The following is an 11,713-nucleotide window of genomic DNA, read 5'->3' as shown; positions in this document are numbered from 1 at the left end:
TATGGCGAACAATACCAAAGCAGACCTGCTTCAGTGGCTGGCTGGCGGTACAAGGACGTATGGCTGGGATGCGGTGATTGCCTATGGCCGTAAGGATGCCAATGCTTTACTCAGGAAGCAATTCATTGCGGGCTTTGCCGACGCGACGACTTTCCCGACCATGCAGGGCGTTATTGAGACCGGTCAGCTCACCAAAACCCTGCGCAACGTTCAGTTGGGCCCACCGCAGCTGTCCTTTGAAGCGTCCTCGCTCGATGAGTCCAGAGCACGGCTTACCCTGCGCATTGTTGCCGGCCAGGTGGTGACGGAGGGTGAGGGTGGCGTCGTTCAGAAGATTCAGGAGCTCGTGCCCGCCTTCAGCCCTGAATTGTTCATGAACATTGCCCTGAACAAAACCGATGGCGGGAGCACGAGCGCGGGTGAGTTATATCTGGACCTCAACGACGCTTATGACTTCACCACCAGCTTGTTCGACGCTGACGATGATGCAGGGCAGGTCCAGGCCGGTGTGTTTTTCAGGGAGCGTTTTGCCGAACTGCCCCAGGCCCGGCGTTTTACGCTGGGCAGCGTTGCCCGGGTTGACGGGGTGTTCGAGGTAGAGAGTTTTGAAGTCAGGACGCAAATGGCGCCTGGTGCGAACGTCAGAAGTGCGGCAAATTTCGGGGACGGTGCCGTACTGATGTTCATCAAGTTTAGAGGTGGCAAGCCGGGGACGATGCCGACGCCGGACGCGTTCAGATATTTGATTCCAGAGGATGGATTCGGAGCGACGCTGATCCTGTCGGCGAGTAGTTTACTGACCCGGCTAGGTGAGTCGATTGGAGCGTACCTCGGCGAGGGGGTCACCTTCCAGGTTACCGCCGCACAAAATGCTTTGGTATCGGCTAAAGCGAGCGGTGAATGGAGCCACGTGTCTGTAGATCCTTACAGCGCGGGATGGCAGAGCGGACCCGCTTGTTCCACGACCAATGTGTATGACCGCCTTGACAGTTTTTCAGTGTCGTCGCTCACACTGTCAATCGACGGTGAAAAGTTAGTATTGGCATGGGACGAGACACATCAGAGGCCATGGTATTGTTTTGGAATGAGCTGGCCTTGTTCCCAGCCCGCATTGGTTTTTTCGGAAACGACCAGTAACTCGGGTAATTATTTGGTTGATCTCGCGGTCACCTGCAAGTTCGTCGTCAGGTTGAACCCCGCCGGCGAGGCTATTGTCGTTGAGCAAACTTCATATGCATCCTCCGTCAGTTGCTCTGATATGCATGCCCCTTCGCCAATAAGCAATGCCCAAGTCGAGTCTCATTTTCAAGCAGGCATTCAGAGTGAAGTAAAGGACACATTCGAATCTATCCCCGATATGACCCTCCCCATTGGAGCGTTGAGTGGATTGCTTTTTGCCGATTCGAATAGCGTGCGCTTGAAAGAAGCGGCTGCTCCTCAGGATCTTGTGTGTTTTGGTGATATCGACTCGAACACAGAGACACCGTGCCTTTGCCCAGAGGATTCAGTGCTCGGCGCCAATGGCGTCGAGAACCTCACCTGCAATGTCGCGGTAGCCCAATGGACACTGCGAGATGGCGACGGTAATGACGATCCGAAAACCGTCGGAAGTATTACTGCGGGGCGCTATCAGGCCCCTGACATGTCAAACGCAGATGGAGTGAGCCGACAGATCATTGTGACCGCTCACGCGGTGGGCGGCGGCCAGGCGCACGCCTTGATCACGGTTTTGAAAACCCCTTTGATGGTGGATCCGGTTTTCCAGGTGGTGAGCCCCGCTGGCAGGTGTGAAATCCTCGCGGGGGCGCTCAATACGCCCGATGTCGAAGCGCGGCTGATTGCGCATTGGCCAGAGATCGCCCCTTCTCTGACGCCTGTACCGGACAAGCCGGGCGCCTATGTTTTCGCACCGGGTAAGAGCGACAAGGTCCATTCGTTGAGTCTGGATCGGGTGGAGTTCACCAGCAAACACCATGCAGGTGCTGTGTCGTCTGCTTATGTGTTGACCCAGTGGCGGTCAGATACGGCGACAATCATCATCGATCCCGAATGGACCGGGCCATCGACTCAGGCCAAATTGATGTTGCTGGCGACCAATGACGATTGGGAGCTGGTGCCTTATGACGGTGCAGACTGGACGCTTTTCGCCGGAGACGGCTCGGTCGACGCCTCCGGTATTTATACGTACCCCGAGCGCCCTGAGGCGGGTTTCGCTGTCGTCCAGGCCATTCTGGACGACGACGGGTATGAGCTGCGGTCCCACCTTGTCATTCCGTCGTTGGCGAAGTCGTTCCCGGTGGTTTCGAAGTATGCGACTCGGTTCAGAGTCTTGGCCGTAGGAACGGGGGGCATCACCCTTTACTGGCAACGTCCGACGACGCAGGCAAAACCCTATTACACGGTTCTGCGAGACGGTGCATTATTCTGCGCAGGTCTGTATCCACCCGTGCCCTACATGACGAGCCTGGAAGCCGGAAAGACGTATAAGTTCACCCTCAGGGTGACCTACAAAGACGACCCGCAGTCCTACGACTGCGGCCCCATCACCGTCACGGTGCCGTTGCCTTGAGTGCAAGCACCTGTGGCGTTACCTCAGTGCGCTGACCGTTCACTTGTAAGTGATCGTGAAGTCCAGTGCACCTTTGGCCTGACCTGCCTGCACCTGGGCATCGGTCTGATACAGCCGTGCATTGAACGGGAGTACGGTGTCCCCGGCAGGACTGATGGCCTGAAGCGGCACTTCCACGCCTAACCCTACCGGCGTGCTCGCATCGCCCATCAGCATCTGGATGCCGACGCCCTTTGCGGTTGAGTCAGTGCTCAGGCTGAATACGCCGTTAAGTGGATCGCCGACAGGGGCGGAGCCGTTTACGCCATCCAGACGAATGTGAGCCGTGGTGACGCCATTGGCCGGATCGGAAATGCAGCTGTTCAAGGTGAGCGTGAAGGGGGTTGCGCGGGTCGCGTAGCCAGGGCCCGTGAAGTCAGATTGTTGCCATTCGCCCAAATCGACGGGGTCTGCGCTGACCGGATTGTTCGACACCGAGCACTCTGCCTGGATCACCGTGCCGGCGAGCGACACGGACCAGGCTTTCCCCACCTTGGTGATGACAGCCTGAGCCAGCTCGCGTCCGTCGAATAGCTGAGGACCGGGGTTGATGTCCCCGATTTTCACCAGCGTTATATAACTGTCCATTGAGGCCTGCATCCAGGGGAAGAACATGTTCTTCTCCATGTAACCGCTGAAGGGGACAACCGACGGGCCATCCAGGTACCAGTTGTCGACGGGGCCGCGATACGGGATACCCAGTTTGATCCTCACGCCGACCCCTGGAATGGAGGTGGTCAGGATTTTCCCATCGCTGTTTTCGCCGCCAATGGGTGGGAGGCTGCCGGAAAACGCAGGTACGTTATTCGTAATGTTCACAGTGATGTCAGGCACATGCACGGTATGGCAAATCAGGTTGACGCCACCGGGACCCTGCTTCAGCCACAGGAACCGGTCCAGCGTGCCGATCACGTCCCCGACGGCGGCGTCTCTGGGGACGAAAACCGTCCCTACGTCTGCGATGAACGCCATGGGCCCGGGTTTATCTTTATCCCAGTAGCAACCGTCTTCAAAACCACCGGCCCAAGTCAGAGAAAACGGCATGCAACAGGTCAGCGCGGCAAGGGCCGGCAATGATCGTTTGAATGTATTCATGTTCAGTCGAGTTCCAAAAGAGACGGCCGAACGTGTTCGGTCGCTCCCGAAAGAGAGGGGTACGGCTCAGCGGCATCGGTCGGTGCACAGGTCAGGGTTTGCAGCCGGTAGCCTTGTTGTTCTGGAAGGCTCTGGGCATCGACTTCGAACGCGCATTGTTGTGCTGATGCGTCTCCCCACTTGACCACCAGACGTTGGTTGCCCTGTCCCACGTTGAGAACCGCCTGGCCGGCTTGCCCGACGACGCCCAGCGTCTGGCCATCGGCATCGACGACCAGAGCGCCGAAGGGCAGGGGGGAACCTGTGCTGTCGTGGAACGTCGCCACCAGACGTTTGACGACTTGTGCAGCGAATGTGGTTTTGACTACGGCGCCGCGTCGCGGCACCAAGTGAGTGACACCGTTTTCAATCTCGACATCCGGTCCCAGTTCATCGGTGTTGAGCACCACCCGATTGACTCGGTAAGGCCGCATATAAGGAACAACGGCATAGCCACGCTCGTTGGTTCTGACCTGACCTGCGTTCAGTACACCGACGTCGGCGACGCCCGGCACTTCGATCAAGGCGGCGGTCTCGCCGATGTACGGGCCTGCTTCAAGTCCGTCCCCGTGCAGCAGCAACGCTCCACTGGCGTTGACCGATGCCTGCGAGTAATGACTGGCGTGGGTCACGCCACCACCCACGCTGCCGAAGGGGGCCTGGTAACCGACGCTCAGGGAGGCAGTCTTGTCTTGTGTTTCGCTGTTGGCCATACCGGCGCGGTAGCTCAGACGGTTGTCCATGGCCCGGCCCGACAGGCTCGCACGTTGACTGAGGGCCTTGTCATTTTCCAGCAGGTCAAACGTGGCGGTAGTGCCGTGGCGGTTCGAGCCCAGCGGCATGCTGATGCTCAGGCCGATCTGACGATCGTCATAGCCACGATCAGTCAGCGACTTGGAGGCGTACAGGTTGTAGCTGATGCCATGGTGTTGCGTGTTGAAGCCGAACTGGAACTGACGCCGTTCCTGGCTCGTGCCCCAATAGTTTTCCTGGGACAGGGTCAGGTTCAGCGCGCTGGTCGAGCCAATGTTCTGATAGATCGCCGCTTCCAGCCGACTGCGCCGATGCCCTTGGTAGCGTGAGTCCTGGTTACGCTGGCGAATCGCTTCGTCAAAGTCGCGGTAACCTTCGGTGGAGTAGCGATAGCCCGCGAACCGCAGGTTGGTCCGTGTTTCGAAAGACTTACCGTACTTCAATGCGTAGCTGCTGCCCTGGACCTTGCCGGTGCCTTGGGTATCCAGGTCGGTGCTGGAGCGGGTCACGTCGAAGGAGAGCGCGCCAAATGCGCCCAGGCTCTGCCCCACACCCAGGTTGCTTGCGGTGTAAAACGCGTTGCCCAACAGTCCACCGTACAGGGTCGCACCTCCCGCCAGGCCCTTGGCCGCCGTGCCTTGCCAGAACACGGGATTGTGCCGCCCGGTGGGATCGTTGTAGCGGCCCACGCTGGCACTGTACCGCCAAACGCCTTCACGTAGCAGGTTACCCAGCGTGGCATAGGGTTGCGTGAAACGCTGGATACGGCCATCGGCTTCGGTCACCACGATCTCAAGTTCACCACTGCCTCCGGCCACATTCAGGTCGTCGATTTCATAAGGGCCGGGTGACACGTAAGTGGAATAGATGGGATAACCGTTTTGAAGGATTTCAACTTTTGCCCGGGTCTGTGCGACCCCCCGAATCACCGGCGCATAACCCTGCATGGAGTCGGGCAGCATGCCCATGTCCGATTGCAGGCTGACGCCCTGGATCGGCAGGCTGCGAAACACATCGCCAGGGGTGAAAGTCTGGCCAAGGGTAAATTGTCCCAGCCTGCCCGGCAGGTCGTGCTGCGCATAGGTGTAGGCGCTGTTCCAGTCTCGGGCACCTCGGGAGTCCTGGCGCAGCGAGTGGTTGCTGCGCAGACGCCAGCCGCCGACGTTGACGCCGCTGGTGAGGTATAGATCGCCACTTTGTGCACGGCCGTTGAAGTCGCTGCGACTTTGCTGGGCGGACGCCTGGTAATTGATGAACGCCGCGTTGATGCCCTGATCCCAGCGTGAGGGGTCCACATAACCGGCAGCATCGCGCCGCATGGCGATCTGTGGAATGGATATGTTCAGCTTCAGCCGGCTGCCTTCGAAGTCGATGGTCGCACCGGGAATCACTTGCGGTAGATCGATACAGGTTTCTTGCAGCGCCTCGTCCGCGCCCAAGGCATCGAGTTTTACGCCCATTTCTTCAAGCAGAGGGCGAGACAGGCAAGGGGTGAGCCGCTCAGCGTTATCGGTAGCGAAGTCGAGGTCGCGGTGATCGAAAAACTGCTGATTGACGCTGATGCTCACCTGATAGCGACCAGGTGCCAGGGCATCTTCGTTGGCCAGGCTGCGCAACGCCAGGGCGCCATCTTGCCCATCACCGAGCTGACGCATGAAGGAGGACTGGAATTCAAGAGGCTCGGTGGCAGCAGAGCTCTCGAGCGGCAGGCTCAGTCCGCTGCCCATGATCATCACGCAGTGCAGGCGTGACGGCTTGCCGGGTTGTCGCAGACGTCTGAAGAAGGGAGGCATAGGGCTTTTCCGGAAGTAACAGGGCGACCGTCAACGGTTCGCGTTCAGCGATTGCGTGAGGGGCTTGCTGAAACCGCCGTAGTCGGTAATGACTGAAAACGTGACGCTCGCGTCCGGGCCCGCCGCAAAACTGTCCAGCGGATAAGACTGGCGCGAGAAGGGCGCGGCCATGGTGGTGTCGTCGATCTTGTGGGTGCGTCCTTTGTCCTGCAGTTGCAGGGTGATGAACGACATATGGAAAGGTGTCGGGTTATCGACCACCAAGTGAGGCCCGTTGTCGGTCGCCACCACCGACCAGGTGAGTCGCTGCAGTGCGTCCAGCGGGTTTTCGCTCAGCTCGACGGGGCGGTAGAGAAACTTGATGCGTGAGCGCAGAGCGATGGTCAGCTTGTTGCCGTCGCTGGTGTCGGTCTGCGGAATTTCCTGAGCGTTGAAAAAGAACAACGACTCACGGTCTTTGGGCAATTGATGGGGCAGCGCGCTGATCTGCACATGCTGTTCTTTGCCCGGGCCGAGTCGGAACAACGGCGGAGAGGCAATGAAGGGCACGGGCGTGTGGTGATCGTCTGCCGCGGTGTTGATCCATGTCTGCACGGCGTAGGTCGCCTTGCTGGGGTTGGCGACGGTCAGTGACACACTGCGCTTGTCACCCTGAAAAATGACGCGTGTGCCACTGAGGGTCAGGGCACCGTGGCTGGCAGGAAGGTAGGCCAGCAGGCACAGGGCGGCGCAGAGGTTGCGCCACGGGTGGGCGGGCAGGCAGAGCCCTTGAAACATCGGCATGGGAGGCTGTCTTTAAAAAGGAGGCATCAAGGCGCCGGAGGTCGATACCAGCCCTCGGCCTGAATCAATGGACCGGGGTCACCGCAGCCCGGCGCGGGATATGCACCGGGGCGGCCAGCTGGTAAGCCGGGCGTTACTGGAAGTGAACGGTGAAGTCGACGTCGGCGTCAGCCTGACCGGGGTTCAGCGTGCCGATGCGTTTGTACAGGGCGGTGAAGTACAGCAGGCTTTCATTGGTGTCATCGATGGGATAAGCCGAGGATTCCAGGCCGTTCTTCACCGGGAGCCCTTTGGCATCCTTGATTGCAATGGCCACACCGTCTGCGGCGCCCGCACCGGCCTTGATGGCGAAGTTTTCGCCACTCGGGTCGCTGCCTTGAACAGCGTTGAAGGTCACGGTGGCGGTTTTGCCCGGACCGACCACACAGGTGGCATCAGGGGATACTTTCAGCTGGAACGCGCCGCCGCCTGCCTCGTCGCCAACGGCCGCCAGGGAGCCGGTGTTGACATCGCCCATCGACACACTGCTGCTGACATTGCCGCTGCCTGGATCGATGACGTCGATGGGGCAGGTGTTGGTAACGATTTTGCCAATGAAGTTGATGGTTCCGTCCTTGGCCATGGCTGAGGACGCTGCAAAACCCAGGAGCAGCCCCAGGGGCAGGATTGCGAATGACTTTTTCATGAGACCATGATTCCTTGAAAGTGTGGCTCGACACATGAACCAGGACACTGTTGAAGCCTTGCGACTTCATGCCTGACAACAGACGAGCAATGCCGTCGTGCATGTCGCTGGTGGGGGCGCACTTTAAGGAGAGGAATGCAGCGGGAATATGAGAGAACTCTCAAAGCGACGGGCGTGGTTGTAGCAAGGTGTTACTGAGTTGAAGCGGGTTCAGGAGCGTGATGGCTGTTCAGCGCCTCATCACCGCATAACAGTGTTTTGGAAAGCCCGCCTCCTGCGCGCAGGGAGGGCGGGCTTGTGTTGCGCTTGAACCGACTAGCGTGGAAGGAATTTATGAGCGTTTGGGGCGCGGGCACTCCCGACTTGGTCTATCAGTCCTTTTTGGTTGTCGACCCGGGGTACAACCCCCCTGAATGCCGTGTAGTTTTGGCCAGCAGCTGTGGAGGGAGCCGTCTTCGCGGAGGCTACCGGGTTGGTGGGGGGCGTCGGCGGTGACACGGGCGCGCCCGGTGCGCTGGTGGGCTGCTGAACGCTTCTCACCGATGACAACGACGCTGATGAACCGGTTCGCGTGCTGGAGGCACTCGTTTGTACGGCCTTGTCGGCTTTGCTTATGGAGTCATAGCCTCTTAGGTCTGTCAGACGTTGTGTGAGTTCGTCTGCCGATACACTTGCAGCGGAACGGGTCGAATTGACAGAGTTGACAGAGCTGACAGAGCTGACGGAGCTGACAGATGCTCTGGGTGAGAAGTCTAAAGAATCCCACTCGAGTTCAACATTGCCCGCGCTTTTTGAAGTGCTGAAGGCAGCATCATCCGCCCCTTCTTTCGCCGCTTTCGAAACCCCGTACAGTGTCCCGGCCCTGCTGAAGTTCGCCGCTGCCGCAAAGATGCTGAAGACGATCGATAGCGATGAGCTGATGAGGCTGATGTTATTCAGCGATCTGGCGTGTTGACTGTCTTCCTCCATCGCGCCCATTATCCCGGTAACCCCACCGCCCACGGCGGTACCGACACCTGCGGCCCAAATGCCCCAGGCGATGACCCCTCCGGTAACGGGGGTCAGCCCGCCCGCAGTCACCAGGGTGGCCACGATGCCGATGGCACCCAGCCCCACGCCGATCCAGCTTTTCAGCGAATGCCCGCTGGGGTCGACCGCATTGATCGGGTCGCTCAGACAATACACATAGGGATTGACCCCGCCAGCCCCGAAGGGGCTCAGGGAGTCAGGGCTGTGGAAGCGCATCAGCGTCGGGTTGTAGGCGCGGTACCCTTTGCCCAGCAGGTACCAGCCACCGATTGCGTCTCGCACCTCGCCGTTGAAGGCCATCAGGCTTTGCAGCGGCTCGTCGCCGGTTTGTTCACCGTATGGATCGTAGGTCACATGTCGCGTGGTTTTTTGTTGGCACTCGCCAATCACCGAGCGGGTGGCATCGGTCATCAACAGCAGTGTCTGGCTGCTATCACCTGGCGTCTGCTGCCCCAGCGGCCGGCCGCTTTCAAGCAGGTAGCTGATCGCTTCTCCCGCTTGCAGGCTGTTGCTCAGCTGGCTGTCCTGATAGAAACGCAGGGTCTCAGGCTGCTGCCTGTGCAGAACCGAGATCAATTGGTTGTGTCCGTCATAACGGTACTGCGCCAACGATTGCCCCGCGCCATCGGTCACGCTCAGCAGCCGACCCTAGCTGTCATAACGCAGCACTTGGCCGTGCTGATCTTTGGTCAGGTTTCCGTCAGCGTCGTATTCCAGCCTGATGGGGGACTTGCCTGGATCGTCGTAGCGAATCTCCTTCAATTGGCAAGGATCTGCCGGGTCGAAGTGGTAGGTGGATTTTTCAATGCGGCCATCGGCAAAGGTCGTCGCCAGGGCCGTGATGTTGTCCAGGCTGTCGAAGGTGAACTGTTGTTGGATAATCGCGTCGCCAAGTGTCCCCGTTACCGGTGGGGTGCGGGTGTACACCGTGAGGCGGCCACGGACGTCGTAGGTGAAGGTTTCTGCGTGCAACTCGGTGTCACCTTCGCACAGGCGCCGAGTGGCGAGTTTGTTGTCAGGTTGGTAGGTCTGTTCAACGCTGCGCAACGCCTTGCCATCGACGCTCAGCGTTCTGAGGGTTTCGCGGCCCAGGTCGTCGTAGTCCAGCGCCGTTTCCAGCTGCTGCTGACTGTTCAGGTCGGTGCAGGTGGTTGTCTTCAACCATCCTGTCGGCCAGTAATTGAAGTCAGCCCGCAGTTCGCCCTGATGAATGCTGTTCAAGCGGCCCAGCAGGTCATGTTCGTACAAGGTCTTCAGACCGGTCACATCGACACGACTGATCTGGCGTCCGCTCAACGAGCTGTTGTACGTCACCGAGAACGGCTCGGCCTTGCCACTGTCCGTTTTTCGCCCTGCCAGACGGTTGGTATCCGTCCAGCTTTCGCGGCGCAGGTGCCCCGCCAGGTCGTACTCGAAGTCATGCTGACCCTGTGTGCTGTGGGTCGTGGTGATCTGGGCCGTTTTCGGATCGTAGCTGAAACTTGTTGTCTCATCGGGCGCGGTGGAGGTTTTTGGCAGCCCGGTCAGGCCCAACTCATAGGTGTATTGCAATCGCTGTTGGCTGGGCGTTTCGCATTCGCTGACGGTCATTTGCCCCGCCGTATAGCGGTAATGGCTCGTGCGAGGACCCACCGTGAGCTGTTTTAGCCGGTTGAGGCCATCAAACAGTTGTTCCCCGACCAGCACGCTGGGCAATGCTTCGTTGTCCGGCACGATTTGCACGCGGACCGGCAGGGCTTCGCGGGTATGCGGGGCATACGTCTTGCTGACCACGGTCATGTCGGGCAGTTGAGTGTGCAGTAACCGTCCCCACGCGTCGTATGCGAAACCGCTGGTGTTGTCCATGGCATCGGTGCTTTCGACACATCGGCCAAGACCGTCGTAGGCGTACGTCTGCTCCAGATACTGTGCGCCCGCTCGTTGCCTGACGGTCAAGGGTTTGTCGAAGCCGTTGCTGACGGTTTCGCTCCAGTTGACAACGGTTGCCTGTGTTTCTTGCCAGGCGGTTCGTTTCAAGGTGATAGGGTCGAACTCGTTGACGTCCACTACGCCATCCGGACGCGTGGTTCGGTTCACTGCCCCCCAGGCGTTGTAGGCGTAAGCCGATGTCAGTTCCAGTGCTTGCAGCGGCTGACCTTCCTCAGGCTGCCAGTGATCCCAAGATGTCTCCCGTTCGAGCTGGCCGTAAGCGTTGTACTTCCACGCCTGAACTTTCAAGGCGTCGGGGGTCTTTTGATAAATGTTCTGATGGTACTCGGCAATCGCCCGACCCAGTCCGTCCAGCTCCGTGAACACGGTGACGTCATTGACGTCCACTGCCGACTGCGAGGCCTTGTCACCTGGCTGGCTGCACAGTTTGTAAGTGTAAAGACGGCGGGCTGTATAGTCGGTGCCGGGGGACACGATCTCTTCGACGATTCTGCCCAGGGCATCGTAACGGTAGTTGATTTCGATATCTTTCTCGTCCTGATCGAGCAACGGCAGCCCGCTGAGCAGTGAGTGTTCCAGCGTGACGGTTTTGGTCGCGTTGGCTTCCTGGTGGGTGAAGGCGGTCGACAGCGTTTTGGTGGTTTTCTGAACTTTTTCGTTGCCGCGCTTGTGAGTGCTGCTCTCGTAGCTGTAGTCGGTATGGGACGTTTGACCGTTGAGGGTCTGTGACTCCCGTTTGATACGCCCGAACAAAAACGGGTCACTCACATTGTCGATGTACTGCGTTTCGGTGCGTTGCAGTTCGATATCGCCTTTGGTGTCCACCTGCAGCAGCGTTTCGCTGTCCAGCGCCAGCCAGTCGCTCAGCGTGCTGCCCAGGGTCGGTTTGATGCTGTAGCGGTAGACGCTGCGCAGCGTCGGGGCTGCCTCGCCCAGCTTTCGCGGGCTCTGCACGAACGCTGTGAAGTGGCGCTCGAGGGCGCTCACCACGCAGCGGCG

7 protein-coding genes are annotated in these 11,713 nt (G+C 59.3%); 1 reads left to right on the top strand and 6 read right to left on the bottom strand.

Annotated elements, in window-relative coordinates:
- Position 1 precedes the first annotated feature (1 nt).
- Positions 2-2,569, top strand: a complete 2,568-nt coding sequence (locus tag BLS87_RS26000; protein ID WP_074757130.1) for a hypothetical protein — start codon at positions 2-4, stop codon at positions 2,567-2,569.
- 39 nt (positions 2,570-2,608) lie between these two features.
- Here BLS87_RS26000 and BLS87_RS25995 read toward each other — a convergent pair whose 3' ends face one another.
- The 6 genes from BLS87_RS25995 to BLS87_RS25970 form a co-directional block, all read right to left on the bottom strand.
- Complete coding sequence (locus BLS87_RS25995) at positions 2,609-3,703, bottom strand: fimbrial protein (RefSeq protein ID WP_074757128.1); 1,095 nt, start codon at positions 3,701-3,703, stop codon at positions 2,609-2,611.
- 2 nt (positions 3,704-3,705) lie between these two features.
- Positions 3,706-6,288: a fimbria/pilus outer membrane usher protein gene (locus tag BLS87_RS25990; RefSeq protein WP_074757126.1), complete on the bottom strand. Its 2,583-nt coding sequence runs from the start codon at positions 6,286-6,288 to the stop codon at positions 3,706-3,708.
- Between the two features lie 30 nt (positions 6,289-6,318).
- A complete protein-coding gene (locus BLS87_RS25985) occupies positions 6,319-7,065 on the bottom strand; it encodes a fimbrial biogenesis chaperone (RefSeq protein WP_074757365.1) in 747 nt (248 codons plus the stop codon).
- Between the two features lie 139 nt (positions 7,066-7,204).
- A complete protein-coding gene (locus BLS87_RS25980; protein ID WP_074757124.1) occupies positions 7,205-7,756 on the bottom strand; it encodes a fimbrial protein in 552 nt (183 codons plus the stop codon).
- A 315-nt stretch (positions 7,757-8,071) separates the two neighbouring features.
- Entirely contained in the window at positions 8,072-9,418 is a 1,347-nt protein-coding gene (locus tag BLS87_RS25975; RefSeq protein WP_074757122.1) for an RHS repeat-associated core domain-containing protein, read from the bottom strand.
- Positions 9,419-9,433: 15 nt separating this feature from the next.
- The coding region (locus tag BLS87_RS25970; protein ID WP_143024488.1) for an RHS repeat domain-containing protein at positions 9,434-11,713 on the bottom strand (2,280 nt) is incomplete at its 5' end.

This window comes from Pseudomonas abietaniphila (assembly GCF_900100795.1).
In the GTDB taxonomy this organism is placed as follows: Bacteria; Pseudomonadota; Gammaproteobacteria; order Pseudomonadales; family Pseudomonadaceae; genus Aquipseudomonas; species Aquipseudomonas abietaniphila.
Note: the sequence above shows the minus strand (reverse complement) of the source record. Positions and strands in the feature narration are given on the sequence as shown.

Excerpts from the sequence above, each read along its gene's own strand:
- BLS87_RS26000 (WP_074757130.1), top strand. The coding sequence starts at position 2 with ATGGCGAACAATACCAAAGCAGACCTGCTTCAGTGGCTGGCTGGCGGT.
- BLS87_RS25995 (WP_074757128.1), bottom strand. The coding sequence starts at position 3,703 with ATGAATACATTCAAACGATCATTGCCGGCCCTTGCCGCGCTGACCTGT.
- BLS87_RS25990 (WP_074757126.1), bottom strand. The coding sequence starts at position 6,288 with ATGCCTCCCTTCTTCAGACGTCTGCGACAACCCGGCAAGCCGTCACGC.
- BLS87_RS25985 (WP_074757365.1), bottom strand. The coding sequence starts at position 7,065 with ATGTTTCAAGGGCTCTGCCTGCCCGCCCACCCGTGGCGCAACCTCTGC.
- BLS87_RS25980 (WP_074757124.1), bottom strand. The coding sequence starts at position 7,756 with ATGAAAAAGTCATTCGCAATCCTGCCCCTGGGGCTGCTCCTGGGTTTT.